The following is a 26,571-nucleotide window of genomic DNA, read 5'->3' as shown; positions in this document are numbered from 1 at the left end:
TCCCTATACTCTATTATTTCATTGCCCTATATATTCGAGTATTTTTTCAGCTCGTTCTTTATCATTTTCTCCTTCAATAATAATTGTTGGTTTAAATTCATTTTTATTTTCAATTTTATTATAGTTATTAGTTTGGTTTTCTTGGTTAATGTTTTGTGGTGGTTTATTAAATTTATTATATAATCATACCCCGCCAGCAGCTAAGGCAGACAAACTAACTAAAACACCATAAAGAATTGGGTGCTTTGCCATTCCTAATAAAAGTGTTTTTAATGAACTAATAACATTTATTATTTTTCCAATTGTGTAAACAACAGCTCCCAAACTTGCTGATATTCCTAAAATAATAAAAATAGTTTTTTTGGTTGTATCATTAAACATATTAAAAAAATTTGTTATTCCTTTAATAATTGGTATTAAACTGACTTCTAAAAAAGAAACCAAAGACTCAAACACGGGTAATAGGGCGGATGCTAAATTCATTTTTGTAATATTAACAACATGTTTAAATTCATTTCATTTTTTGTTTAATAGTGTTGTTTTCTCAACATTTTCATTTGAAACAATGCCTAAATCTTTAATGTTGCTTGTCATTTTTTTAATTTCTTCATCTGATAAGGCAAGCATTGGAATAAGGTTTTTTCCTAACTTAGAACCAAAAACATCCATTATTAAATTATTTTTTTCAGTTTCATCACTTATTTGTTCTAATGATTTTTTTAATTCTAAAAAAATAGTTCCCGTATCTTTTAAAGAACCCTCATTATTTTTAATATTAATTCCTAATTTATTAAAAGCTTCTGTTGTTTCATTTGATATTCCATAAGAAATAGCACTAATACCTTGTCGTAATTTTTTAAAACTCTTTTCTAATTCTTCGCTAGTAATTCCAGTTCTTTTTGCAATATAACGAAATATTTGTAAGTTTTCTGCTGTGATACCGATTTCTTTTGATGTTTTTTTAAGCTCACCAGCATATTTGGCGGTATCAACAGTTATTTTTGTTAAAATTCCTTTGATTGCTAAAATGGGTATTGTAATATGTGTGCTTAATTTTTTTCCGATTTCTTGACACTTTGTTCCAAATTCTTCAAATTTTTTAAAGGGAATATTTTTTATTTCTTGGGCGGTATTTTTTAATTTTTCATTAAAGTTGTTTAAACTGCGATTAGATGCATCAATATTTATTTTTGTATATTCATATTCTTTATTTAATTTATTTTGTTTTTGTATTAATTTTTCTCTTTCGGCAGTATCGTTTGTTTTTGATAATGCTTCTTGTGTTTCTAAAATGGTTTTATTTAATTGATTATATTTTTCAATTAAAAGTTCTTTTTTTTCTGAAATATTATCAATGATATTTTTATATTCATTAAATTTTTCATTTAAAATATCAATTTCATCACCGTTTTTAAATTTTAAATTATTATCAAAATTTTTTAATTTAGATCCTGATAGTTTTATGTTATCGGCTATTTTTTTAAAATTGTTATTTAATTCTAAAACATTACTATCAAGAGTTATGCTCATTCCTTTAATTTCTTTTGCCATAATTAACTATTCCTTTAAAAAAATTTATTAATATCTTGTTGTGTTGCTAATCTTTTGTTTTGATTGTTATAAATTTCTATAATTTCTATTAATGTTTTTAATTTAATATATTTGCTGTCTATAATTGAAAACCCTAAATGACTAAGTCATAGTAATAAGTTAGGAGTAAATTTATTAAATTTATAATCTACTTTTTTGTTAATTCGCCGTATTCCTGTAAATTTTTGTCATTAACACTAGCACCTACAAATTCCATTATTAAGTTATTAATTTCATTAACATTTTCGGTAATTTCTTTAAATGTAATTTTTTGACAAAATTCCTTAAAATCTTTAAATTGATTTTCATCAGCTGCTTTTGTAAAAGAAAATAATAATTTTAAAATAAATGAAAATTCATATTTGTCTTTTTCTAATTTATTTAACAATTCTCCGTATGAACCAAATAAATCCTCATAAATAATTAATGCATAAGTGCTTATATTAACTTTTAATTTTAAACTTTCTAAATATCTATTCATTTTCGTTTTTTTCTTCTTTTTCTAATTTTGGAACTTGAGAAAAGTAGTTATTATAATTATTTTCATTAGCTTTTTTTGTTGTTTTAATTTTAATAACATTATCTTCAATTCGTGGTAAGGCGTTTAATTCAAAAGTATAAGTATCTGGGTTTACATTTTCGGTTTGAGTATTATGAGTTTGGTTGGGGCGTTTTAAATTAACTCTTAAAAGCCAAATTCTTTTTTCTTCTAAATCACCCTTGATTTCAAACCCCAAAGCAATTTCACTCTTTAAACTAGTTGATTTTTCAATATAATTTCCATTTTTATCTTTTTCAATTCCTAAAATTTCTTGTTCAAAATCATCAGATGGTTTTGCTATTGTTAAACTACCACTATAGCCTTGAAAAGAATGTGAAATATAGTATGGTTTATTATCAGCATAAAAGGTATTAGTGTTTTCACTAACATTTAAACTTAAATTTACTGCTCCTAATATTTTTTGTGGGATTGCATATTCTGTTTTGTTTGTTGTTTGATTGTATTTTAATTTTGCATAATGAACATTTTCTAGTCCAAATTCAATAATGTTGTTATTCATTTGTATTTTCTCCTTTTATCTTTTTAGCAACAAAAATATTTCATAAATTACAATATATAAATTTTGTTCGTATAAATAAAACTCTTGTGCTAATTGATAATTTATTTTTTTATTTATTAATTCATTTTCTAGTTTTTCAATTTCATTAAAATTAATTTCATTTTTAAAATTAAAGCAAATTTGGAATGTTTGTCTTATAAAATTATTAATATTATCTGATGAAAAAAAGGTATTATCATTAATTCTATAAAAAGTTATATTATTTTCAATGTTATTGAAATTATCTTCATTAAAATTAAAAAATGTATATTTAATCTTTTTAGTTGGATAAAGTTTTTTTAATAATTCAATAATTAAATTAATATTTTGCTCTCTTTTATTATTAATAATCATCTTAACTAATATTTTAAAATAGTTTCTATTTTTTTAATATATTCATCAATATACTTATTATAAGCATTTCGTAAAAATGGGCGAGGATTAATTTTTTCATTATTTCAATGATTAATATATCCATATTCTAATAAGTGGATTATTTGATATTGTTTAGTGGCATAAATTACACCAATTATTTTATCTTTGGTTAATTTTATTTTAAAAACAAAATAATCTTTTAAATGTCTTCTTTTTGTTAAATGTTTATTGCTAATAGGGCAAGTAATTTTAATTTCTGCCAATATTTTTTCACCTACATTTTTAATTTCTGCTTTTATTTGTTCTTGGATATCATAAGTATATTGTTGGATTGAGTCTGCAACAAAATCAAATATATCAACTACTGAATTACTTTTTTTCATTTTTAACACCTTATCTTAAACTTAAAAATAGTTCTAAAAATCCATCTTGTCTGTCATAAGTTCTAATAATTTCATATTCTTGTCAATTATTTTGATATTTATAATCAATTAAAATAAATTTTTCATTATCATACATATATTTATCTATAAGTAATTTTATTTCTAATTTTATGCCCGCCATTCTAGCGGTGTAAAAATCATTAGCATAAATTGATTTAATATCACAAAATACTTGTTTTTTATTTTTAGTTATTTTTTTATGACTTAATGGATTTTCGTCATCTTCTTTATCAATTAGAAAAGCATAATCATTTAATAAAATTAAATTATCTTTCAATTTTATTTTTTTCTAGTTTTTTAATATCTTTTAATTTCTTTTTTAATTCTGTGAGTTCTTTTTCTAATTGATATATCGTTGTTTGCGGATAATTAGCATATTTATACATTAATTGTTGAATATTATAGTTAAGAATAGTATAAAATTTTTCTCCAATTAATTCACGCCCTAAATTTTCCTTAACATAAATAGAAATAATATTTTTTATTTGTTCATCATTTGCTTCCTCAATAATTTTAAAAGGAAGACCTGAATTTATTAAAATATTTTTTGATGATTGAATTAAAGTTTTTATTTCTTCATCAAATAAATTATGCTGAATTCGTAAACTTAATTTAACAAAATTTAATAAGTCCATATTGATCCTCCTTTATTTTTAAATTACTCAGGTTGGAAATTTACAAAAGCATTTTTTTCAACAACTTTCCCATCTAAAATGGCTGCTCCCACATAAGTATGTAAAAGTTTTTTAATTCCGATATGTTCAGAATATCTTAGAGTTAAAGGCTCTTGGAAATTTACATAATAAGTGTTTAATTTTCCAAAAGAAATGCAATTATTTTTATTTGTTTTAGAAAATGTAGGATATGTGTCTGTTAAAACAACATCATAACCTAAGATTTTATTAGTAACTCCATCTGAACTTATATTGTGGTTTCAAATAGGGCGATCATTTTTATCTTTAATATTTTGAATAGTTCAGAATGTTTCGTTATTCATTACAAATTTAGCACCATTTGAATATCCTAATTTTAATGATTTAATCATTTCAATAATAGCATCGTAATTTAATTCTTTAATTTTTACACTTTTAATGCTTGTATCTGATAATATTCCAGTTGGTTGACCTTTTCCAGTTCCAGTAGCAAGTGATTGTTCAATGCCCTCTTTAATTCTGTTTGTAATTACTCTAATTACAAAAGCTTCAAAATCTTCAATTGTCATAAATCTTGTAGTTTCTGAAAATTCAAGCGAAGTGGCAATAATGTGACCATCAAATTTAATACTATCTGATCCTGTACTTCCTTTTATTTCTTCACCCTCTGTGACAAATTTAGCTGCTGTTGAATCTTTTTCATACGCAATATCTAATTTTCCTCGGTGTTCTAAAATAGTTACTTCATTAATTAAATTAGAAGTTAATTTAATTTCATTTAAGATGTTTTTTCATATTGTAGTAGGTACAAGCGGACTCGCATCTTCATTTCCAGTTGGATTTGTTCCAACTTGTAAAAATTTTGCTTCTTGTGGTGTTAATTGTTGTCTTTGCATATTTTTTAATCATGCATTTTTATATTCTCTTGTATCTAAAATATCTTTTTGATTATAGATAGTTTTAATTTCCATTTGTTCTGTTCCCCTTAATGTTTGTAAAATTGTGCTATTTCCGTTTTCAATATTTTTAATATTTTTTTCTAAATATTCATTTCTTATTTTTTGAGTTTCTGTAATTTCTTCATTTAATTTTTTAATTGCAGTTAATAACTCTTTTTGTTCTTGCAATTCTTTATTAGATAAATTATTTTTCTTTAATTCCATATTTTCTAATTGTTCTTTTTTTTCTTCTAATTCATTATTGGAATCAATAATTTTGTCATTTAATTCTTTTAAATTTACTTTTTCCATATTTTTTTCTCCTTTGATATTTTTAATTTCTTGTATTTTACTCTGTGGATTTGCCCCTAATGGAACCAAAGAAATTTCGTCAACTTCAATTTGTTTTAAATAACGAACAACTTGGCCATTTATTTCTGTTGGTTCTGATTTTAAAATACGATAACCTATGCTTAACTGCATTGGTCTATTATCTTTTTGCATTTGTTTAGCAATTTCGTAAGTTTCTTTTCCGTAATTAGTATTAGTATATATTTTAATTTTTGCTCATAATCCGTCTTTGCGGTTTTCTAAATCTGCAACTCCTAAAATTTTTTCGTGATTATGAGATAAAAATACTGGCACAGTTTTACCATTTTTTAAATCATTTTCAAAACTTTTATAGTCAGTAATGTCATTGTGATAATCAACTACATCATATTTATTTGCTATTCCGATAATTTCATTTGTGCTAAATTTATCTTCTTTTATTTCTTTAATTTTTTTTATATTAAAATCAATTTTTTTGGTAATTTCATTATTAATAATTTTATTGTTGTCCATTGTTTTCTCCATTTTTTTCATTATCTACTTTTCCATAATTTCAATTTAAAAAGGTATCTCCTCCCTCATAAGGATCTAAACCAAATAATAATTTTCTTATTTCATTTGGGTTTATTGCACCAAGTTCAACACCTTTTAAACTATTTGATAAGTTTAATATTATTAATCTACTATCTAATACAAACTCGAAATATTGCCCTAATTCTAATTCTTTTTTAGTAAAAATTTTAAAGGTAAATTCTTTTTCTAATTGTCTTAAAACTGGATGAATTACAGTAGATAAGTAACTTAAAAATTGTTCTGAATTATAAGTTCCTTTAACAATCTCAGGTGCTATATTAAAAAATTTATAAATTAAATTTTCAGAATATTCATTTTGTTCTTTACTAAATTTTGATATATTACTATCAATTTTTTTAAAATCTTGTCCATAAGATAAATACGCAACTCTTTTATTACTAAAATTGGTATTTTTAAAATTAATATCTTCAACTGGTAAAACTGGCAACATTTGGGATCTCTCTTGGTTAAACTGCGTAGGAGCACCAGTTGGCCCCAGTGGCATATTTGTGGTAATTATCCCCATTAAAGAATTTGTTTCTTTAAAATTGTTAATAATAGAGTTTGTCATTTCTTCTAATATTCTTTTACTTGGTTCAAGCGAATTATTAGGATTATCCCCTAAGAAATTTTTATTATAAAATTTCCGTAGATGAATTATTTGAGAATACGGTAATATCTCAAATGCATTATTATTTTGATAAAATCTTATAAATAATTCATCATCCTTAGACAATAATTCAATAGTACTGTATTCGATTGGAATTAAAGAAATAATTTTATCATTAATATCTTTTTCTATTTTAATAAAAACATTCCCTTGCAAAAATAAATTAGTAATTATCTTATAATAAAAATCATAACTACTCATTAAATTGTTTGGTCTCAAATTTAATAAATAATCAAAATTAGATTTTTTTATTTTTTCATTTTGGCGATATGTATTAACTGATACTTGTGCTATATCAGTAGCAATCCGATTAATTGTGCTTTTAATTACATCAATTTGATAATTATTCTGAAAATTAGTAAAAAAGTCTTTTCATTCAAACTTAACAATATCAACTTGAGAATTTTTAGGCGTTTTATTTACATTATTATTATCTTTATTTTTTTTATATCAAAACATAATCACCAGCCTTAACAATAATAATTAACCCCATCATTTATTGTCGTCGTGATGATACCGTCATTAAAAATATTTGTCAAATAAAAAAAGACAATATAAATTGTCTTTAATAATAAAATTAATATATAAATATAAAATAATTTATGTTATAATACATACAAATTTGTATTTATTCAGTCGTAGGAAATTTTTAAAATTCTGTTGAATCCTCTTCAAAAGCTGTTTGTTTATATTTATCAAGTACAATAAATTACTAATTAAATTCTTCTTTGATCGGATCCTCACCATTTTTACTTACAATAATACGACTGAATAAATACAAATTTGTATATATAATAACATATTTTTTTATTTTTCCTTTAATTTTTTTAATTTTATAAAAAAATGCTATAATTAAGTAGCAAGTGATGTTGCGAGTTATTCTAGGTTCTACTTGCAAGTTTAAATAAAGAAAAGAAACCTTGCCAGTCAATAGTCTGTGCGATACTATAAATAAAAAAAGAGATTTAATATCTCTTTTTTTATTTTTGAGAATATATTTTATATAATTCAATATAAATTCGGTCTTTGTTATCACGAAAGATTTTATAAGCAAATAAAAGGGCAATAAAACCGTCAATTCGTTTGTTTTTTGATCTTTTAATTGGCATCATATTTTCTTTTTCTTCATCAATAAGAACATCAACATTATTAAAATGTAATTTTAATAATGGGTTTTGATTAAAGACAAATTTATTGTCATCAAATTCTAATTTAAGTGCTTTTATAATTGGACTAATTGTTCTTACTCCAAATCTAATTAAATTATTTATGAGATAAAACCCCACATTATCTAAATGTTGTTTTAAAAGATAAGAGTTAAAAGTATCATATCCTATACCATAACAAATTAAATTATATTTTTTCATTATATTTATAATATAATTAACAATTTCACTAATATTGATTTCTTCTCCTTTGCATAATGTTAATATTCCTTGTTCTTGGTACAGTTTATATGGGATTTTATCTTCTGTTGTTTTTTCAATTATTCTTGCTTCTGGCATAAAAAATTGCGATATTAATATAAATTCATTTGTGTCTAAATTTGGGATTAAAAATACAACTGCACTTAGATCGTTTGTTTTTGATAAATCAATTCCAATGGTGCAAATCCTATTTTTTATTAAGTATTCATCAGTATTAATAATTTTATTATTTTTCGTTTCTAAATCCAATCGACTAAAAAGAGCGCTATCTAAATTACTCTTTAAATTACAATGTTTAATTAAAAAATTTGGTTGTTGAGTTGGCGTAATTAATGCTTCTTGTCATTCAGCTTTAAAATTATCAATATATTTAGAAATACCTAAATTTGGATTAGCTTTATAAAGATTGTTAAAATTTTTTCATTCATTTCTTTCATCAAGTTCATAAATTCAAGGTAAAAATTTATTATCTTTTATTGTATTTTCTAAAACTTTTTCAGCATATGAATATCTTTCATCAAAAATATTTTCTCTGATAGATCCATTCGTTGTTATTAATAACATTAAATAATCTTTTCTTTTTGCGGTTGCTGTTCGCATAACATCATAAATATCACGCTTCTCCATCATTGCTACTTCATCTAAAACAACAAAATAGGGATTTAAACCATCTAATGTTTTTGTTTCTGATGATAGTGGTTGAAAAAAAGAATTATTATGTATGAATTCTATTTTATCTCGCTTAACTTTTAAAATTTTATTTAAGTTAGGATTAATAAAAATCATTCTTCGCATTTCTTCATAAACTCTTTTTGCTTGATCTCGTTTGGTTGCAATAGAATAAAGTTCGGCATTTGCTTCATTATCTAAAATTAAACTTTTTAAAGCGATTGCAGAAGCAAGGGCGGTTTTTCCATTTCCTCTTCCGACAATTAAGAGTGCTTCTTTAAATCTTCTTAAATTTGTTTTTTTATCATAAAAACCATATAATGCTTCTAAAAATGCTTTTTGCCATAATTCTAATTTAAAATTTTGTTTATTATATTCTCCAGTTGTATGAAAGCAAGATTTTTCAATAAAGCTAATTGTTTTATTTGCTTCTTTGTGATTAAAATAATAATCTTTATTTGATTTTAATTCTTTTACTAATGTGGAAACAATTTTTTTAATTTTTATTCCAACTTTATTTTTATTGGAGTTTTTATTTATTCATTCATAATATAGTTCTAAATTTGTTTTTTCATTATTTGCTTGCATTCTTATTTTTCCTCTGAATTATCATATAAATTATTAAAATTAAAAGTATCGGAATTATCTTTTTGATTAGCTATTTTTATTCATTGTTCTATTATTTCATATCCAGCTTTATAATCTTTATATGCTTGTCCATAAGAAATTAAAGCGGGGTGTCTTACTTCTTTTGGTTTTCCGCGATTATTATCGGTTTCAGAAAATAATTTACCGTCATTAATTAAGGTTTGGATTTCATTATTAATGTTATTTAAAGTTAATTTAAGGGTACAAAATTCTTCTAAAAAATCAAGTTTAATAATATCTAAAATAACATTTTTTTCTTTTAAAAATCGTTTATATTTATTTATTAATTTTTCTTTATCTTTTTCTCAATTTAAAAGGTTTTTTTGTTGGTTTAAGTTATTGTTTTCTTTTGTTAAAATGCTTTCATTTTTTGTCAAAAAAGGGGCATTTTTTGTTAAATTTTGGCTATTTTTTGCTTGTTTTTTGCTATTTTTTAACTCATTCATTTATAAAAACTCCTTTATTTACGGGGTTTTTTATTATTTTTAGTATAAAAGTGCGGTTTTTTTCAAAATTAAAAAAAGTGTACACGGAACCCCACCACATCGGAACCCAAAAAGTCCTTATTTTAAAGGACTTATAGGGGGGGTATATAAGTAAAATAAAATTAATATTTATATAACTAATTACACCGTGATGATACCGTCATTAAAATTATTTGTCAAATAAAAAAAACAACAAAATTAATTTTTATATTTATAAATAGTTTTTTATATATTTTTAGTAAATTATTTCTAACAACTCATTTAAAAAAAGTGGTGATAATTTATAATGTTTAGTATTGCTATAATTTTCAATATTTCTAATAATATTAATAAATTCGTCTTGATTATTTATATCTACATCTGAGAATTTAATAATATAATTAATTTCTTCTTCTTCAAAATTTTTTAATGGATGTAAAACAATATCTTCATTATTAAGATTACCATTAATTTCTTTTATATAGTTTTTAATTTTTTCTATATTAATATCTTTATTATATTTTTTAATAAATTCGTCTTCATTATATCAAAATGCTAATTTACTTTTTTTAATTATTTTTTCTATTTTTTTATATCAGTTAGAAATTAAATAAAAGGAATTAATAGGAAAAATTGAATTATCAAAATCAATATTATCATCTTTTTTACTTCATCATATTCTTTAATTTCTGTTTGACCATTTTCTAATAATTTAGTAATAATTATATTATTTTCTTCTTTTTCTTCAGAAAGTAAAAATCCCGAGTGTGTAGCAATAACTATTAAAATATTTTTATTTTCGTTAATATATTTTATTAAATATTTTGATAATTCTTTTTGAATAGAATAATGAATATTTTTATCGGGTTCATCAAATAAAACAACTGTTGGAATTGGAATTAATTCTTTTTTGTTTTCGTCAATTAATTTTATTCCTTCTAAAATAGCTATTAAATAAAAAATTTGTTTATATCCCTGACTCTGTTCTTTTGGTGATTGTCCACCAAATAATCTAGAATTATTTTGATCTTCCACACATAACTCTAAATAATCATTTTCTAATCTTATTTTTAGTAATAAAAATAATTTATTAATTGAAAATATATTTAAAAAAATATTTTTAATTTTTTCATTAGTATTATTCTCTATTACTTTTTTAAAATTATTACGAATTTGTTTATCGCGTTCTGTTATATTACTCAAATTAATAAATTTATTAATTTGTTCCGCAAATTCTTTTCCTCCAAAGAAATCACAAAATAATTTTAAATATTTATTATCTGGATTTTTATTTTCTAAATATATTTTTGTTATTTCATTTAAAGGAAAAGAAATATCTTCTGTTGCAGAAGAAATATCAAGATCATTATTTTTATAAATATCAAAATTAAGTTTATTAAATTTATCTAAAATATAAATAAAATCTATTGCTCGATGCATTTCATCGGCCAACTTTTGTTTTGCTTTTAGACTCATTTCTTTATTTAATTTATTTAATACTTTTGGTTTAGTATCTTGATGAGTAATATTTTCTTTGAAAGAAATTAATATTTTTTCATCATTTAAATCTTTATTTACAGTTAAAAAACTTTTTGGTCAATAATTTTCATATTTTTCATAAATTTCTCTTTTAATTTTATTTATAAAAGTAGGATTACCTTCATAATCAAATTCATTGTTTTCCCATAATGTACCCTCATTATATTTTCTGGTAAAAGTTATAAATTTTTCATTTTCACTAAATTTTAAATTATTAATTTGTTCTATTTTAAAAATAAAATTATCCAATTTATCATAATTTTTAATATAAGTTATTATTTTAGGTTTATATTTTTTTTCATTTTCAATATTTAATGGGTTATATTTATCCATACCTTTTTCTGTAAAATTTGTCTTGAATTTTTCTTTTGATCCTTCTTCTCCTAATCCCCATTTTATAGAATCTAATAGAACAGTTTTACCAGAACTATTTTCTCCAAAAATAATATTTAGCTTATTTGTATATAATGTTAATTCTTGTTATTCTGCAATGCTTTTGAATCAACTAATTTTAAAATTATATTCCATAATATTTTCTCCTTTTTAATATTTATAAATTAATCTTATCATACTTATTTTTTATACATTTAAAATGTCCATTATAAAGTAATTGATTTTCATTTTCATTAATTTTTAATAATCCTGCTTGGGTAAAAATAATTGGAATTTCTTTATTACAAACAGAACAAATTTTATTATAATATCCTATTATTATTTTATAACTATTCATTTTTTTCACTTCCTTTGTTAATTTTTCTTTTCTGTTTTAAACATTTTTATAAAAATCTTTTTTAATACATCAATCACAATGCTATTACCAGCTTGTTTATAAAGTTGTGTTTCTGAAACAATTTTGCTTGCTTTATTGAAGTCTTTATTCTTCTTTATCTATTATTTTTACTTTGCCAGTTTTTTCGTCAATTATGACATTATCGCGATATCCTTTTTCGGTTTTGTGTTCTTTATTGTGGCATTTCATACATAATAGTTCTAAATTTTTTCATGCAAAAAGTTTATCAATGTTTCAATTAATAAAATCTTGATCGGTAATATATTCTTTGTGGTGAACAATAACGCCATTAACTATATATCCTTTTTGATAACATCGTTCACATATTCCCATTTTGCTATTAAAATAATCGTTTCTTATTTTTACTCATTTTTTATTGCGATAAAATTTATGTCTAATTGGACGATTTTTATCATAATCTTTTCAATTATTTTTCATTTTCTTAATCAGAAAACATTTCATCAACAGTTTTAGCAATTTCTTCATCATCATTTATTTCATTAATGCTAAATTCTTGTTCTAAATTTAGATTTAATTCATCTTTTTTGTTATTTAATTCAATAACATTCTTATCTTCTTTATTTTTTATGTTAGGATTATCACTAAACTCTTTGCTGTTATTAATAATTATTGCTTGATCATGTTGATAGGCTTCTTGCATTTCAACTGACATAATACCTCATTTTCTTAAAAGTTGGGTTAATACTGTTTTAAGTGCCATCCCCTCATAACTTCCAGCCGTAAATTTTCCGTAAGTTTGATAATTCTTAGAATATGTTTTAAAATGATTTTCGCATTTTTCTTTACTTCAATATAAAGTTTTTTTATAACCATTTAGTAGTTTAAAAAATGCAACATATCCGATTGTTTCTTTTTTTGTTCGTTCATTTTCGTTGGTTATTCATTTAAAATTGTATTCTTGTTCTAATTCATCAAAATTTAATAATTCACCTTGTTTTACTTCTATTGCGTTTATTGTTAAATATTTTCCTGTTCGGATTGCTAACTGAATATAACCCTTATAACCAATTTGCAACTGTCCTTTTCCATTATATGGAACAATATAGGCATATCCTAAGTTAGGGTCTAACGGTAAATCTAATAACATTGCTTTTACACAAGCAGATAAAACACTCATTAAATTTATTTTTTCTTTATCAAATAAATTGGGATTATTATTATAAATTGTTAAGATATTTTTACGAAATAAATTAATTTCTTTCTGATTTGTTAATTTTTCATTAATTCAATTATTAACTTTTGAATTATTTAATATTAATTCAATTTTATTATTCATTTTATTTTTTCTCCTTTTTTATTTTTCACAAATAACACGAATAGCAATTATATTTATGTAATTTTGTAAAAAAGAATAATTTTATATTTTTACATTTTAAAAAATGATTACGATATTTATTAAATTTTTTCATTATATTTTTTTCTTTCTAAAATTAGATCTAACTTATCATCTTTACAAATAACTAAGTTATTTTCCCCATAATTTTTTTTAAAATATTCTCATTCCCAAGTTGAATTAATATTGACATCTTCAACATCAATACCAGTTATATATTCACCAAAATAAGTTTTACATGGTCGTTTACCTTTTTCAGAACGATAACATAAAATATATTTATTAGTTTCCATATTTAATCTCATAAAATAGCATCATCATTATTTTCAAATGATTTATTTGATTCTATTTCTTCTAAACGAATATTTCTTGTTGCTGATTGGGTCTGATTTATTTTTGTGGGTGTTATGGGAGGTGTACTATTTTTTAAATTATTATTAGTTTGTAAAAATTGACAACTATAAACTCTTACTGTTCACTGTATTTTATTTTCTTTGTCTTTAAAAGACTGTAAAATACCTGTAATTGCAATTTGACTACCTTTTTGACAATATTGTTGTAATACACTTGCTTGTTTATTTCAAACTTGACAAGGAATAAAATCAGTTTCTTTTTGAGTTGAATGTGGTCTTGTTACTGCTAATTGAAACATGGCATATTCTTTACCACTTTGTGTTCTTTTAATTTCAATATCTTTTGTTGTTCTACCAATGGCAATAAATTGATTCATACTAATATTCCTTTCTAGTGTTTTGGTTTTTTATTTTCTTTGTTGCATTTAAAACAATAACCTCAATATTTTAATTTGGGACAATATTTTTTAATTTTCATAGTTTCTTTTCTCCTTATTAGAATTATTTTTTAAAAATGTATGCATTATTTCTTGTCACTCTAACTTTAATTGATTGGTAATATTGAAACGATTTATATTAACACCATTTTCGTTAATTATTCAAATTTCACCAATATTACTAGTAAAAATATTATTTTTTTCAAGTAAATAATTATATGCTGTAATTTGTATTTTTGCTTTATTAATTTTTTCAGCATTAAAGTATTTTCAAGTTTTAAAATCAACAACAATAGCTTTGTTATTTTCATAATAAATTAAATCGGGAGTGCCACACACTTTTCCGTCTGATAAGGGTATTTCAAACATAATAATTGATTTAATAAAATCGTTTTTTATTCTATTAAAAAAATTATAGAATAACTCAATTATTTTTAAACTTTCTTTTATTGTTGATATTTTTTTACTATTTTTAATAATTGTTTTATAATCTTTTCTATTTTCTGTTTGGAAAATTGCATCATATAAAATCCGTGAAATAAACTCATGAATAATTTTTCCTCTTTCTGTTGCTTTTTTAAAAAGTTCATTATTTTTCATTAATTTATCATATTGAATTTCAGTATTATTAAAATAACTAATAATAGCGGTAATGCTGGGGAAAATAATATTATCTATAAAATAAGAATGGTTATCTTTTTCAAAATTTACATTATATTTTAATTTAATATTATTACTAATAAATTGCATTATCTTTAAAAATGATGTTTCTTTTCATATAATATTTCTAAACCATTAATATTTGGAATTTCATTATTATTTTCTTTAATTGCTTTTTTAATCGCTTCTTCATCAATAGTTTTAATAATAAATTTTTCTGGCACTTTTTCAATATCAATAATATTTATTTTTAAATCTCATCTTGTTTTTAAACCTTTAACTTTTATGTCTTCTTTATTCAAAATTTCAGAAATTAAATTATTTTCTTTATTATTATTTAATTCTTTTAATTGATTTTCAGCCGCATTCATTCAATTAATTTGTTTAGTCAATATTTCAATTTGAATAACATCTGTTTCTAATTTTTCAAAAGATTTAGTAATGTATCTATACAAACTATCAATTATTTTAAGTTCTGATCGATTATTAACAATTGGAGTTATTATTTTTTTAATTGTAGATTTTAATAATATTTTTAATTCAGTACCATAATCTGCATCACTTTTGTTATTAACTTGAAAATTGTTAATATTTTTAATTAAATTATTCAAATTTTTTAAATCATTATCAATATTTTTTAAAAATAGTAAATTATTTGCCACACATTTTTTTAATGTTGAGATAATAAATTCATCTTTATTTTTAAAATCATCTAAATCTTTATTTGTTTTAATAATTTGATTTATTTGATTTTCGCTTTTTATTACATCCATTATTTTTCCTCCTTACTAGGTAATTTGTCATATTTAGAATTATCTTTTAAAATTAGAATATACTTTGATAATTGTTCTTCTGTTGGTTCTTCTTCATCTTCAACTATACATTGGTCTCAATGTCCGTGATAACTACAATAATATTGAGCATCAAAATCTTCTTTATATAATATTTGTTGTTTTAATTCAGCAAGTTTATTTTTAAGTGCTTCATTTTCTGCTACAAGTGCTTCATTTTCTGCTACAAGTATATCTGTTGTAGTAATTCCCATTATTCATCCTCCTCAATTTCCTTAATTATTAATAAATTATTTAGTTCACTTGTATTTGAAAAATTAAAATATAATTCTGATAATGTTAATATGTCAATAGAATTATCTTTTCAATAACATTTATATTTTTTATTTTTACATTTATTTCAATTTACACCAATAAATGTTAATCAAGCATTTTTATAATTAATTTCATTTTCTAACATTATTCATTCTCCTCAATAACAGTTAATTGGTCTAATTGTTGTTGTGTTATTTTAATATTTTTTAAATCAGCACCTCGTAAATCAACTTCTTTTAAATCAGCACCTCGTAAAACAGCACCTTTTAAATCAGTCCAACGTAAATCGGCTTCTTTTAAATCAGCCCAACGTAAAACAGCGCCTTTTAAATCAGTCCAACGTAAATTAACACATCGTAAATCTAATTTTTCACTTTCTAAATATTTACTGATTTTATTTTGTTCAACAGTTATTCCTGTTAAATCTTTAATCATATCTTCTAATGTTTTCACTTTATAATTCCTCCTTATTTTTAATATTTTTAATTCCTTGATAACTATTAAAGTAATATTTATGATTTCTAATTTTAAATTTATTAATTGTTTCTAATGGTTTATTTTCGATATCATAATCTGAGAAATCAAAATAACCAGCACAATAATTACAATGTGAAATAAACTTACTCATTATTAAATTTCCTCCAAATTCTTTTCTACAATTAAAGTATCAATATAGTCATAAGCACTTTCTTCTGAGTGACATTCTTCTAATGCTTCATTAAATAAATCTTCTTTTGTGTAAACTTTGCCATCTTCATCTTTTCACACATTATTTATTTTCCTTTAATATAAGTTCCAAGAATTCCAGTTCCTTTTTTCTATTTTTAATGTAATTATTTATTGATACAGTATTATCTCTTTCATCTATTGTGAATAAGTGTTCCATTTTTTTATTAAAAATCTTAATTGCATTATATCCACTATATATTCCAGTTCCACGGGAAATTTTATAGCAGTATTTATCATCTAATTTATTAATAATTTCTTTTTGAAATTCTGATAATTGTACATTTCTAATTTCTTTCATATTATTTATTTCCTTTTCATTCAATATCTTTTAAATCAATAATTGCCGTTGATAAGCCATAATTATTATTTTCAATTTTTTCTCGCACTTTTGCTTCTTCTAGTGTGTAATAAGCATAAGTAGTTAAATATTCATTTTTAATAATTAATAAGTATTTTTTAGTCATAATTTAATTCCTCCTAATTCTTTTTATTTACACTTAAATTTTCTAATTGATAAGTTTGTAATCAGTGTTCTTCACATAATATAATTTGTTTTTTATAACCTAAATTTCACTCTAATTTATCATTACTTTTTTCAATATAACTATTTCCACAATAAGCATTTTTATTATTACAATTAATTCTTTGACATTTCATATAGTAATTCCTCCTAATTCTTTCTAGTATTTAATGCTCAATGTTCATCAGTAATATCTTCAAATGACACTGGATAACTTCTAAGCATTAATTCATGTATTTTGTTAATAGTTTTTTTATTTAACTTTTTCATTTTTATCTCCTTAAATTTCCTTGGTTAATTTTTTTTATTATTTTGATACTTAATAAATAAAAAAATGGTAAGCATATTGTGTTTACAATTAACACTCCAATTATTATTTGTTCTATATTTAAAACACCAAGATTTAATCAAAAAAGTATAAAATCAATTGGAAAGTAAATTATTAAATTTATGAATAAAAGTAAGATAATTTTTGAAAAATTATGACATTTTATTAAATAAATAATTCTTAATAAAATTGCAAATAAACCTGTGCCAATATTTCAACATAATGATCCTAGCGTAAAACCTCATAATGATAAATCAACTAATAAATGACCAACAAAACCAATAAATAAACATCAATATCAATTTAAAATAAAAGTACTAATAAAAACTGGAATTAAAAATAATGGAATTGATGTTCTTAAAATAATTTGTATTCGCATCACTTGTGATAATACAACCATCATCGCAATTAAAACTGCTATATAATTTATGTTTTTAATTAATAAAAAATAATTATTGTTTTTGCATTTTTTTATATTTAGCATAACTAAGGCCTAATTTTTTAGCTTGTCGTTTATCTTTTTGTTTTTGTTTATATTCTTCATCAATTAAATTAATGTTGTTTAATAATTCTGTTTTTTGTAAGTCAGACAAACCACAATTAGATAATGCAATTAAATAAAGTTTTTGTTTTTCTTGTTCTAATTCTATTTTTTCTAATTTAGCCAAAATTGAAGCAATATTCATTTTTTTATTTCCTTTCTATTAAAATTCAAATTTAAACTGAATATTTTTTAATCTTTTTTTAATTATTTTGTAATATTCATTATTTATTTCGCAGCCCATTCACTTTCGTTTTAATTGTTCACAAGCATAAGCTGTTGTACCACTACCTAGAAAACAATCTAAAATTACATCATTTTCTTTACTATATTTACTAATTAATCGATTAAATATATATAATGGTTTTTCTGTTGGGTGCCCTGTTATTTTTTTTCCGATTGAATAATTAAAAATTGTTTTTTTACTTTCATAATCATTTTTATAATTCGGAATTCGATGTTTTTTAGAATAAATCATCATACAATATTCTTTATCTTGGAAAATATGATTATTAGTTGGCATTGGATTTGTTTTGTTCCAAAGGATAAAATCATAAAGCATATCTTTTTTACAAACTCAATCTAAATAATCTATAATTTGTTGTCTATTCATTCAAATTAACATAAATTTATTTTTTGAAACTCGATAAAACTCATCTAAATAAGAATTTATATCAAATGAATTATGCAAATTATTATCATAAATAGCATTAATATATTTGTTTATGCTTTTACCGATTCTGTCGGTAGTATTGCTTTTTTCATTTATATGTTCATTTTTTCTTTTTGGTAAATTATATAAATAGGGTGGATCAGTTAATATTAAATCAACACTATCATTTTCTAAACTTTTAATAAAAGTTAATGCATCACCATTTATTAATTTTCCTAAATTTGTTTTAAACATTTTTTTCACCCTTTGCCTTTCACGTCACTTTAAAGGTAATCGCAGGCACTATACTATTGTGTTTTAAAATATGCAGTGAGCTTTCTATGTTATGTCTATTTAATATATAATCTTAAAACTTTGTATATTATTTAAAACTTTTTTGGGAATATTTTAATTTAAACTTTTTAAGTCTTTAATTAATTGTTCTTTTTTTTCAACACTTAAATTTGTGAAATTATTTTTATTTGTTTTTACTTTTTTAGGTTCACTTGAAAATAATGCTTTTTTCATATTAGTAGAGTAATTTTGTTTATATTGATTATATAAATTAATTAATTCCGTTCCAGTTAAACTCTTTCAAATATTACGCTTTAAATTTTCATCATATTTTACAATAGAATAATAATTATCATAAATCAAACCGATTGCTACTTGATTACAATTTTTTTCACTCGGATAAATAAACTTATTACTCAATCAAAAACCAATATGACGATTATGATTAGGTAAATTTATAAATGAAGCTTTATCTGTTCTAAAAACTATAAATTCTCTTCGAATAAAGCAATTTTCTACGTTAATATTCTTCTTATAACTTGGTTTCTGATACATTACTCAAATCAACTCGCTTTCGGTTACACTGCATTGAACAAACATTTAACTTAAAATACAAACTACCAACAATTTTTTTATTCAAAATAGAATGACAAATTTGACATTTACGTTTTAAAAAAAATATTCAAATTCCTAACATAATTAATCACACTCCTTTTTTTAATAAACATTGTTATATTTAATGTTTATCTATTGTTTATCTATAGTTTATTTATTGTTTAATAAACATTGTTATATTTAATGTTTATCTATTGTTTATTTAATGTTTATATATTGTTTATCTATAGTTTATTTATTGTTTAATAAACATTGTTATATTTAATGTTTATCTATTGTTTATTTAATGTTTATATATTGTTTATCTATAGTTTATTTATTGTTTAATAAACATTGTTATATTTAATGTTTATCTATTGTTTATTTAATGTTTATATATTGTTTATCTATAGTTTTTTTTTTTTTTTTAATAAACATTGTTATATTTAATGTTTATCTATTGTTTATTTAATGTTTAATAAACATTGTTAATAAACATTGTAAGCATTATTAAAAATATAAAATAGTAAAAATTGGCACACTGAAAAATACTATTAACAAGTTTAATAAAAGAAATATAAAATTAAAATTAATAAATCAAATAACATAACTAGTGTGCCATAGATGAGTTATTCATCTTGTTATATTAGAATTATTTAATTTTACTAAAAAAGATTTTTAAATACCCAGTTTTTCAATCAGAATCTATCCTTGAATTTTCCAAATTATTATAAAGTCAAATTTTTTCTTTGTTTATATACTTAATTTGATTTAATAAAACTTTGTGATTTTGACAAGTTCATAAAATTTTATTTGTTTCAAATTCTTCGGTGATAAATGATTATAATTTATAACAATTAATAACATCACATATTTTTTGTTGTTTAATAATTTTCATTTTTATAAATCAAATTTAATATTGACTATAATAAATATCTTCAAATCATTCTGTTTTTTCGCGATGTTTAACTTTATGAATTCGCTTTGGCATTCCGCACTTACTGCATCTAATCATAATATTGATTTTTTCCATTTTTAGTTTCTCCAATCTAATATTTAACGATTGATTTATTAATATAACTAAGTGAAACAAAACAAGGACAACACCTTTACTAAGTAGATATATGGATTATTTAATAATTTCTTAATTTAATATGGTTTTTTTCAGAAAGGAAACAACTTTTTTATTATTTTAAAAATTATAAATATTTAAAGATGCTGTCCTTGTTTTGAATCAATTAGTTATTTTAGGTTTTTTCAAATAAAAAAACCATTTTAGTAAATGGTTTAATTATTCTTATTTAATTTCTTTATATTTTTATACCCTACTTTTTTTTATACTACCTAACTTTCTGTTAAGTTTATGATAATAAATTTAAATAGTTTATTTGGGGAAAAGATATTTTAAAAAAGAGTTGAAATATGATGTAGCACTTCACTTTATTTTATTCCAACTTTCCTAATTTATCTTCTTAATTTTCTTGCATTTTTATTATTAAGGTATTATAATAATAAAGTAATTAAAAAAGGTCAAGAAAGAGCACAGCTGTGCTCTTTCTTTAATGCTATAAATTTTAGTTATGTTTGATTAAGAAAGGATGGTGTTGGATGGAACATTTTATACAACAAGAGACACAATTAAAAGAAACTTTGGAAAATTATTTAACAAAACAAAATTTAACATTGTTTGCAATTAATTATTTCCAAGATTTTGACACAAATGTTGTACAAGTGTTAATTGAAGATAAAACAACTGTGTTTGATTTGGAACGTTTAACAGTTATTAGTGAAGAAATTAATCAACTTGTTGATAACCTTGATTTATTTTCAGAAGAATACTTGTTAGAAGTTTCAACACCAGGTGCTGAGCGACCATTACGAAATTGAAATGAACTACAACAACATCTTAAGGGGTATGTTTATTTAGAATTTAACGAAAAGGTCAATAATTTAGTTGAAGTTACTGGTGAATTATCAATGGTTGATCAGCAACAAAATCTTACTATTACTTATTTTGTTAAAGGTGCTCGCAAAACCTTACAAACAAATTATCAAAATATTAAATTTGCGCGTTGTGCGGTTAAATTTTAGGAAAGGAATGTTATATAGCATGATTGATGGTACAAAATTATTGACAACAATTAATGAAATTGTTAGTGAAAAACAAATTAGCCGTGATTTAATTTTAGATTCAATTAAAGAAGGAATTAAAAAGGCTTATGAAAAGCATTTTGATCCAGAAGCAACAGTTTTTGTTGATATTGATCAAAAAACAGGACAAATTAAAGTTGAAAAAGAATTAACTGTTGTTAAAAAAGTAGAAGATGATTTATTAGAAATTGGTTTAAATGAAGCAAAAGAAAAATATGGTGAACAAATTACAATTGATGATAAAGTTTATGAACCAGTTAATTCAGAAGAATTTTCACGATTAGCAATTTTCCAAGTTGGGCAAATTATTAAACAACAAATTAAAGAAGCAGAGAAGGATTCAATCTTTGATGAATATATTATACAAAAAGGGCATTTAATGACGGGTGTTGTTATTGCTGCTGAAGAAAAATACTTATTAGTTGAAGTAGAACGAACATTTGCTTATATTCCTCGAAAAAATTTAATCTTTTCTGATCATTTTGAAGTTGGGCAACCAATTACGTTTTTGGCAGAAGATGTTATTAAATCAAAAAATGCAGGACAAATTACTGGTTCACGAACAAGCAATGATTTTTTATATCGTTTATTAGAGCGTGAAATTCCAGAAATTTTTGAACAAGTAATTGAAGTAAAAGCAATTGCTCGTGATCCCGGGCGTCGTAGTAAGATTGCTGTTTATAGTACAAATGAAAATATTGATCCAATTGGTGCTTGTGTTGGTAGCAAGGGAAGTCGAATTAATAAAGTAACAGCTGAATTACAAGATGAAAAAATTGATATTTGTATTTATAATGATAATAGTCAACAATTTATTATTAACTCATTATCACCAGTAAAAGTAATTTCAATTACAACTAATGATGAAGGAAAAGAAGCTGATGTTATTGTTCCTGATGAACAATTATCATTAGCAATTGGAAAAGGCGGAAGTGCCGCAAAATTAGTTGCAAAGTTAACAAAATGAAAATTAAACATTATGAGTTATAGTGAAGCGTTAACAAAACAAGTTGAAATTTTATGAAATGGAAATTTAACAACTGATGAACTTAGCACATTACAAGTTAAATTAAAAGATAAAATTAAACCAAAAACAACTGTTGAAACAAATACTGTTGATGGAGCAGTAGATTTACCAGTTGAAGAATTTGAAATTATTGAAGAACAAATGGCTGAAGAAACAATGATTTTGGATGAAGAAAATTATCATGTTGATGATTTAACAGAAACAACACCTAGCGGGTTAGAAAATGAAATTCAAGAAATTGAAGATAATATTTCTTATTTTGAGAATGAACAATTTGAAAATCAAGATGATGATGACTATGAAATTAATTATGATGACTATGATGATTATTATGATCAAGATAAATAATTAATTAGGAGGGATAACGATGACAAATCATAAAAAAGTTCCCTTACGAAAATGTGTTGTTTCACAACAAATGTTACCAAAAAAAGAACTGGTACGAATTGTTAAGACACCAAACGGGGAAATTATTATTGATTCAACCGGAAAGGCCAATGGTCGTGGTGCTTATTTACGACCAACATTAGAGATTTATGAAAAAGCAAAAAAAAATCACGCTTTAGAACGTGCTTTAAAAACAAAATTAACCGATCAATTTTACGAAATGTTATATTGTGAAATTAGCGAAGGTTGAGATTAATCATGCTAGGTCAAAAAGGATATAGTTATCTTGGCCTAGCCAAACGAGGGGGTAAACTAATCACAGGGGCTTGTTTATTAACTGCCATTCAGCAAAAAACAGTTTATTTAGTATTAACTAGTAATGATGTTGGTCCTGCGCAAGCAAAAAAATATCAACAAAAATGTTTTTATTATAATATCCCTTATTTTAGTTGCCTTGATTTCAATTTAACCCAACAAGCTTTAGGAACAAATAATGTTAAAATGATTGGTATTAGTGACCAACATCTTGCCCAACGGTTGCTGACATTATTAAATAATTCTTAAAATTCAAAAAGGAGGAGGGACAGATGAGTAGTCAAAATAACAAACAAAATAAAAAAACATTAGCTAAAAAACAACGAAATCGAATTCAATCGCAATTAAAAACGATTGAAGCACATGTTACGGAGGGAGTTTTTATTTATGATGAGACATTAACCATTGCTGAATTTGCACAAAAAATTAATAAACCCGTTAGTGAAATTATTAAATATTTTTTTAGTAAGGGAATAATGTTAAATCAAAATACTTTTTTAACTGAAGATCAATTGGGAGAGTTATGTTTAGAATTTGGGTTAGATTTTAAACGAGAAAAATCAGTAACGCATGAAAACTTAATTGAAAGTTTTGAAGTTAATGATGACCCTGCTTCGTTGGAAAAGCGCCCGCCAATTGTTACAATTATGGGCCATGTTGATCATGGCAAAACAACATTATTAGATACCATTCGAAATACTAATGTTGTAAGTACAGAACATGGGGGAATTACACAACATATTGGAGCTTATCAAATTAAAACTAAAAATAATGAAAAGATTACATTTGTTGATACTCCTGGACATGAAGCTTTTACACAAATGCGAGCACGAGGGAGTGCGGTAACAGATATTGTTGTCCTAGTTGTTGCAGCTGACGATGGGGTAATGTTGCAAACTAAAGAAGCAATTGATCATGCCAAAGCAGCTGGAGTACCAATTATTGTTTTTGTTAATAAAATGGATAAAGTTGGGATAAATTTAGATAATATTTTAATGCAATTATCACAAGAAGAATTAACTCCAGAAGAATGAGGAGGCACAACCCCTTATGTTAAAGGAAGTGCTAAACAAAAGCAAGGAATTGATGAATTATTAGATACAATCTTATTAATGGCTGATTTGATGGAATTAAAAGCAAATCCAAATCGTTTTGCGTTAGGTACAGTGCTTGAATCACACTTAAATCGTGGTTTAGGACCAGTTGCAACATTATTGGTGCAATCAGGAACATTGAATATTAAAGATGCCTTAGTTGTTGGTTATACTTTTGGTTATGTTCGTGATTTGTCTGATGAAAGTGGTAAAAAAATTAAATCAGCAGGACCATCAACTCCAGTTATGATTCATGGTTTAAATGAAGTACCAAATGCTGGTGATCGTTTTATGGTTTTCCGGGATGAAAAATTAGCACGTGAAATTGCCTTAAAAAGAAAAACAATTGATACAATGAATAAACGTTATAAAAATCAAAATTTTTCATTAGAAAGTCTATCAGCGCAAATTAAAGATGGACAGTTAAAGCAAATTAATATTATTTTAAAAGCTGATACTCAAGGAACAGTTGAAGCAGTAAAAGCAAGTTTATTAAAAATTAATATTGCAGGCTTAAAAATTAATGTTTTACGAGCAACTGTTGGGGGAATTTCCGAAAGTGATGTAACATTAGGATTAGCTAGTCAAGCATTTATTGTTGGTTTTAATGTTCGTCCAACTGCGCATGTTCGAAAAAAAGCCGAAGATGAAGGAGTTGCAATTCGTTTGCATACCATTATTTATAAATTAACGGAAGAAATAGTTGCAGCAGCAGAAGGAATGTTAGATCCAGAAATGGTTGAAGAAGTGTTAGGGCAAGCGGAAGTACGTCAAATTTTCCGCCATTCTGATATTGGAACGATTGCTGGTTGTTATGTTACTGATGGTATTATTCCACGAAAATCACGAGTTCGCGTTTTACGCGATGGGGTTATTGTCTATAGTGGTGAATTAGCATCATTGAAACATATTAAAGATGATATTAAAGAAGCTAAAACAGGAGCTGAATGTGGCCTAACAATTAAAAACTATAATGATTTAAAAGAGCAAGATGTTATTGAAGTATATACTGAGAAAGCCGTTACAAAGTAATGGTTTTTTTTGTTTATTTTATGTTATTTTTGGTTTTTTTGGTTAAAAATAAGATATAATTACAGTTGGTGAGAAAATGTTAAAAGAACTACGATGAGAAAAAATTTTAGCTTGTTTAGATGATCAACAATTGGTATTAGTTAACGACTTAATTACGCAATTGCAATTATCACCAACAACATTACGCCGTGATTTAACGGAAATGGAGCAACAAGGTTTATTAAAACGAGTGCATGGTGGTGTTAAATTACAAAAGAGTTATGAAGTTCGAATAGAAGAGCAACTAAATGAGAAAATCCAACAGCATGCTGAAGAGAAATATTTAATTGCTCGTCAAGCCGTTAAGAAAATTAAACCAAAAATGTGTCTTTATTTGGATGCTGGTTCGTCAACCTTAGCACTAATTAAATTATTACAACCAGCAGATGATTTAGTAATTATTACTAATTCAATCTTCCACGTAGAGCTATTAGCTTTAGCAGGTTTTAATAATGTTTATGTTTTGGGAGGAAAATATAAGCATCAAACAGGAGCATTAATTGGTTGAGAAGCAGTTACAACTTTACAAAAATATCAAATTGATTGTGCTTTTTTAGGAGTTAATGAAATTAATGGTCAGGATTTATATACGACCGACCCAGACGAAGCAATGATTAAAGCGGAAGTTATTAAGCGAGCAACAAAAAGTTATATTCTTGCTGATTTATCAAAATTTAACATTAAATCACTAGTAAAATTCGCTTCTCGTTCGGAAGTTGAAATTATTACAAGTTCATAGAAAGGATAAA

At 23.5% G+C, this 26,571-nt stretch carries 38 protein-coding genes; 6 read left to right on the top strand and 32 right to left on the bottom strand.

The window, feature by feature from the left end:
• Window positions 1-3 precede the first annotated feature (3 nt).
• The 32 genes from SCITRI_RS07915 to SCITRI_RS10635 all read right to left on the bottom strand — a co-directional run bounded on the left by SCITRI_RS07915 (window position 4) and on the right by SCITRI_RS10635 (window position 19,880).
• Window positions 4-1,551 carry a phage tail tape measure protein gene (locus SCITRI_RS07915; RefSeq protein ID WP_071937184.1) on the bottom strand — a complete coding sequence of 516 codons (1,548 nt, stop codon included), beginning with the start codon at window positions 1,549-1,551 and terminating at the stop codon, window positions 4-6.
• A 187-nt stretch (window positions 1,552-1,738) separates the two neighbouring features.
• Complete coding sequence (locus SCITRI_RS07910) at window positions 1,739-2,071, bottom strand: hypothetical protein (protein WP_071937185.1); 333 nt, start codon at window positions 2,069-2,071, stop codon at window positions 1,739-1,741.
• The gene (locus SCITRI_RS07905; RefSeq protein ID WP_071937186.1) at window positions 2,064-2,651 is read right to left on the bottom strand and encodes a major tail protein; all 588 of its coding nucleotides are present in this window, start codon (window positions 2,649-2,651) and stop codon (window positions 2,064-2,066) included. The genes SCITRI_RS07910 and SCITRI_RS07905 overlap by 8 nt, the downstream gene beginning before the upstream one ends.
• 15 nt (window positions 2,652-2,666) lie before the next feature.
• Window positions 2,667-3,044 (bottom strand): hypothetical protein, encoded by a 378-nt coding sequence (locus tag SCITRI_RS07900; protein ID WP_071937187.1) that lies wholly within the window; start codon window positions 3,042-3,044, stop codon window positions 2,667-2,669.
• A 5-nt stretch (window positions 3,045-3,049) separates the two neighbouring features.
• Entirely contained in the window at window positions 3,050-3,448 is a 399-nt protein-coding gene (locus SCITRI_RS07895) for an HK97 gp10 family phage protein (protein WP_071937188.1), read from the bottom strand.
• Between the two features lie 10 nt (window positions 3,449-3,458).
• Window positions 3,459-3,785 (bottom strand): hypothetical protein, encoded by a 327-nt coding sequence (locus tag SCITRI_RS07890; protein ID WP_071937189.1) that lies wholly within the window; start codon window positions 3,783-3,785, stop codon window positions 3,459-3,461.
• Entirely contained in the window at window positions 3,775-4,143 is a 369-nt protein-coding gene (locus SCITRI_RS07885) for a phage head-tail connector protein (protein ID WP_071937190.1), read from the bottom strand. Before SCITRI_RS07885 ends, SCITRI_RS07890 begins: the two co-directional genes overlap by 11 nt.
• A 23-nt stretch (window positions 4,144-4,166) precedes the next feature.
• On the bottom strand, window positions 4,167-5,954 hold the full coding sequence (locus tag SCITRI_RS07880; protein ID WP_164028371.1) for a phage major capsid protein: 1,788 nt from the start codon (window positions 5,952-5,954) through the stop codon (window positions 4,167-4,169).
• A complete protein-coding gene (locus tag SCITRI_RS07875; RefSeq protein ID WP_071937869.1) occupies window positions 5,929-7,131 on the bottom strand; it encodes a phage portal protein in 1,203 nt (400 codons plus the stop codon). The genes SCITRI_RS07880 and SCITRI_RS07875 overlap by 26 nt, the downstream gene beginning before the upstream one ends.
• Window positions 7,132-7,652: 521 nt before the next feature.
• The gene (locus SCITRI_RS07865; RefSeq protein ID WP_071937867.1) at window positions 7,653-9,356 is read right to left on the bottom strand and encodes a terminase large subunit; all 1,704 of its coding nucleotides are present in this window, start codon (window positions 9,354-9,356) and stop codon (window positions 7,653-7,655) included.
• 2 nt (window positions 9,357-9,358) lie between these two features.
• Window positions 9,359-9,862, bottom strand: a complete 504-nt coding sequence (locus tag SCITRI_RS07860; RefSeq protein ID WP_071937568.1) for a hypothetical protein — start codon at window positions 9,860-9,862, stop codon at window positions 9,359-9,361.
• 624 nt (window positions 9,863-10,486) lie between these two features.
• The gene (locus SCITRI_RS07855; protein ID WP_071937866.1) at window positions 10,487-11,752 is read right to left on the bottom strand and encodes an AAA family ATPase; all 1,266 of its coding nucleotides are present in this window, start codon (window positions 11,750-11,752) and stop codon (window positions 10,487-10,489) included.
• 217 nt (window positions 11,753-11,969) lie between these two features.
• Window positions 11,970-12,149 carry a hypothetical protein gene (locus SCITRI_RS07850; protein ID WP_071937570.1) on the bottom strand — a complete coding sequence of 60 codons (180 nt, stop codon included), beginning with the start codon at window positions 12,147-12,149 and terminating at the stop codon, window positions 11,970-11,972.
• 144 nt (window positions 12,150-12,293) lie between these two features.
• Window positions 12,294-12,671: an HNH endonuclease gene (locus SCITRI_RS07845; protein WP_164023979.1), complete on the bottom strand. Its 378-nt coding sequence runs from the start codon at window positions 12,669-12,671 to the stop codon at window positions 12,294-12,296.
• On the bottom strand, window positions 12,652-13,506 hold the full coding sequence (locus SCITRI_RS07840; protein WP_071937571.1) for a recombinase RecT: 855 nt from the start codon (window positions 13,504-13,506) through the stop codon (window positions 12,652-12,654). The genes SCITRI_RS07845 and SCITRI_RS07840 overlap by 20 nt, the downstream gene beginning before the upstream one ends.
• A 119-nt stretch (window positions 13,507-13,625) precedes the next feature.
• On the bottom strand, window positions 13,626-13,868 hold the full coding sequence (locus tag SCITRI_RS07835) for a hypothetical protein (RefSeq protein WP_071937865.1): 243 nt from the start codon (window positions 13,866-13,868) through the stop codon (window positions 13,626-13,628).
• Complete coding sequence (locus SCITRI_RS07830; RefSeq protein WP_053391425.1) at window positions 13,859-14,293, bottom strand: single-stranded DNA-binding protein; 435 nt, start codon at window positions 14,291-14,293, stop codon at window positions 13,859-13,861. Before SCITRI_RS07830 ends, SCITRI_RS07835 begins: the two co-directional genes overlap by 10 nt.
• A gap of 90 nt (window positions 14,294-14,383) precedes the next feature.
• Window positions 14,384-15,103: a PD-(D/E)XK nuclease family protein gene (locus tag SCITRI_RS07825; RefSeq protein WP_053391426.1), complete on the bottom strand. Its 720-nt coding sequence runs from the start codon at window positions 15,101-15,103 to the stop codon at window positions 14,384-14,386.
• 5 nt (window positions 15,104-15,108) lie between these two features.
• The gene (locus tag SCITRI_RS07820) at window positions 15,109-15,786 is read right to left on the bottom strand and encodes a hypothetical protein (protein WP_053391427.1); all 678 of its coding nucleotides are present in this window, start codon (window positions 15,784-15,786) and stop codon (window positions 15,109-15,111) included.
• Entirely contained in the window at window positions 15,786-16,058 is a 273-nt protein-coding gene (locus SCITRI_RS07815; protein WP_071891739.1) for a hypothetical protein, read from the bottom strand. Before SCITRI_RS07815 ends, SCITRI_RS07820 begins: the two co-directional genes overlap by 1 nt.
• A complete protein-coding gene (locus SCITRI_RS07810) occupies window positions 16,058-16,264 on the bottom strand; it encodes a hypothetical protein (RefSeq protein WP_071891735.1) in 207 nt (68 codons plus the stop codon). The genes SCITRI_RS07815 and SCITRI_RS07810 overlap by 1 nt, the downstream gene beginning before the upstream one ends.
• The gene (locus SCITRI_RS07805; RefSeq protein ID WP_071937573.1) at window positions 16,264-16,572 is read right to left on the bottom strand and encodes a pentapeptide repeat-containing protein; all 309 of its coding nucleotides are present in this window, start codon (window positions 16,570-16,572) and stop codon (window positions 16,264-16,266) included. The genes SCITRI_RS07810 and SCITRI_RS07805 overlap by 1 nt, the downstream gene beginning before the upstream one ends.
• A gap of 1 nt (window position 16,573) precedes the next feature.
• Window positions 16,574-16,747, bottom strand: coding sequence for a hypothetical protein (locus SCITRI_RS10340; RefSeq protein ID WP_155522126.1), 174 nt, complete (start codon window positions 16,745-16,747; stop codon window positions 16,574-16,576).
• A 2-nt stretch (window positions 16,748-16,749) separates the two neighbouring features.
• Window positions 16,750-16,887 carry a hypothetical protein gene (locus tag SCITRI_RS10335; protein WP_157092884.1) on the bottom strand — a complete coding sequence of 46 codons (138 nt, stop codon included), beginning with the start codon at window positions 16,885-16,887 and terminating at the stop codon, window positions 16,750-16,752.
• A 1-nt stretch (window position 16,888) separates the two neighbouring features.
• Complete coding sequence (locus SCITRI_RS07800) at window positions 16,889-17,146, bottom strand: hypothetical protein (RefSeq protein ID WP_053391429.1); 258 nt, start codon at window positions 17,144-17,146, stop codon at window positions 16,889-16,891.
• Window position 17,147: 1 nt separating this feature from the next.
• Window positions 17,148-17,312 (bottom strand): hypothetical protein, encoded by a 165-nt coding sequence (locus tag SCITRI_RS10330; RefSeq protein WP_155522072.1) that lies wholly within the window; start codon window positions 17,310-17,312, stop codon window positions 17,148-17,150.
• A gap of 13 nt (window positions 17,313-17,325) precedes the next feature.
• Entirely contained in the window at window positions 17,326-17,505 is a 180-nt protein-coding gene (locus SCITRI_RS07795) for a hypothetical protein (RefSeq protein ID WP_071891731.1), read from the bottom strand.
• 135 nt (window positions 17,506-17,640) lie between these two features.
• Complete coding sequence (locus tag SCITRI_RS07790; protein WP_157092868.1) at window positions 17,641-18,099, bottom strand: hypothetical protein; 459 nt, start codon at window positions 18,097-18,099, stop codon at window positions 17,641-17,643.
• Between the two features lie 49 nt (window positions 18,100-18,148).
• The gene (locus tag SCITRI_RS07785; RefSeq protein WP_053391431.1) at window positions 18,149-18,382 is read right to left on the bottom strand and encodes a hypothetical protein; all 234 of its coding nucleotides are present in this window, start codon (window positions 18,380-18,382) and stop codon (window positions 18,149-18,151) included.
• A gap of 18 nt (window positions 18,383-18,400) precedes the next feature.
• Entirely contained in the window at window positions 18,401-19,144 is a 744-nt protein-coding gene (locus tag SCITRI_RS07780; RefSeq protein WP_147077617.1) for a DNA-methyltransferase, read from the bottom strand.
• A gap of 153 nt (window positions 19,145-19,297) precedes the next feature.
• Window positions 19,298-19,738: a DUF3627 domain-containing protein gene (locus SCITRI_RS07775; RefSeq protein ID WP_053391433.1), complete on the bottom strand. Its 441-nt coding sequence runs from the start codon at window positions 19,736-19,738 to the stop codon at window positions 19,298-19,300.
• A complete protein-coding gene (locus SCITRI_RS10635) occupies window positions 19,716-19,880 on the bottom strand; it encodes a hypothetical protein (RefSeq protein ID WP_167693716.1) in 165 nt (54 codons plus the stop codon). The genes SCITRI_RS07775 and SCITRI_RS10635 overlap by 23 nt, the downstream gene beginning before the upstream one ends.
• Window positions 19,881-21,385: 1,505 nt before the next feature.
• On the opposite strand from SCITRI_RS10635, the gene SCITRI_RS07770 reads away from it, so the two are divergent.
• The 6 genes from SCITRI_RS07770 to SCITRI_RS07745 all read left to right on the top strand — a co-directional run bounded on the left by SCITRI_RS07770 (window position 21,386) and on the right by SCITRI_RS07745 (window position 26,561).
• A complete protein-coding gene (locus SCITRI_RS07770; RefSeq protein WP_071937864.1) occupies window positions 21,386-21,868 on the top strand; it encodes an LSm family protein in 483 nt (160 codons plus the stop codon).
• A gap of 19 nt (window positions 21,869-21,887) precedes the next feature.
• Window positions 21,888-23,303 carry a transcription termination factor NusA gene (nusA, locus tag SCITRI_RS07765; protein ID WP_071937863.1) on the top strand — a complete coding sequence of 472 codons (1,416 nt, stop codon included), beginning with the start codon at window positions 21,888-21,890 and terminating at the stop codon, window positions 23,301-23,303.
• Window positions 23,304-23,322: 19 nt separating this feature from the next.
• A complete protein-coding gene (gene rnpM, locus SCITRI_RS07760) occupies window positions 23,323-23,598 on the top strand; it encodes an RNase P modulator RnpM (protein ID WP_071937862.1) in 276 nt (91 codons plus the stop codon).
• Between the two features lie 2 nt (window positions 23,599-23,600).
• Entirely contained in the window at window positions 23,601-23,906 is a 306-nt protein-coding gene (locus SCITRI_RS07755) for a L7Ae/L30e/S12e/Gadd45 family ribosomal protein (RefSeq protein WP_071937861.1), read from the top strand.
• Between the two features lie 23 nt (window positions 23,907-23,929).
• Window positions 23,930-25,783 carry a translation initiation factor IF-2 gene (gene infB, locus SCITRI_RS07750; RefSeq protein WP_071937860.1) on the top strand — a complete coding sequence of 618 codons (1,854 nt, stop codon included), beginning with the start codon at window positions 23,930-23,932 and terminating at the stop codon, window positions 25,781-25,783.
• 76 nt (window positions 25,784-25,859) lie between these two features.
• Window positions 25,860-26,561, top strand: coding sequence for a DeoR/GlpR family DNA-binding transcription regulator (locus tag SCITRI_RS07745; protein WP_071937859.1), 702 nt, complete (start codon window positions 25,860-25,862; stop codon window positions 26,559-26,561).
• Window positions 26,562-26,571: the final 10 nt, after the last annotated feature.

Origin of the sequence: Spiroplasma citri, from assembly GCF_001886855.1 — a bacterium.
In the GTDB taxonomy this organism is placed as follows: Bacteria; Bacillota_I; Bacilli_A; order Mycoplasmatales; family Mycoplasmataceae; genus Spiroplasma; species Spiroplasma citri.
This window is presented reverse-complemented; position numbering and strand designations above follow the sequence as displayed.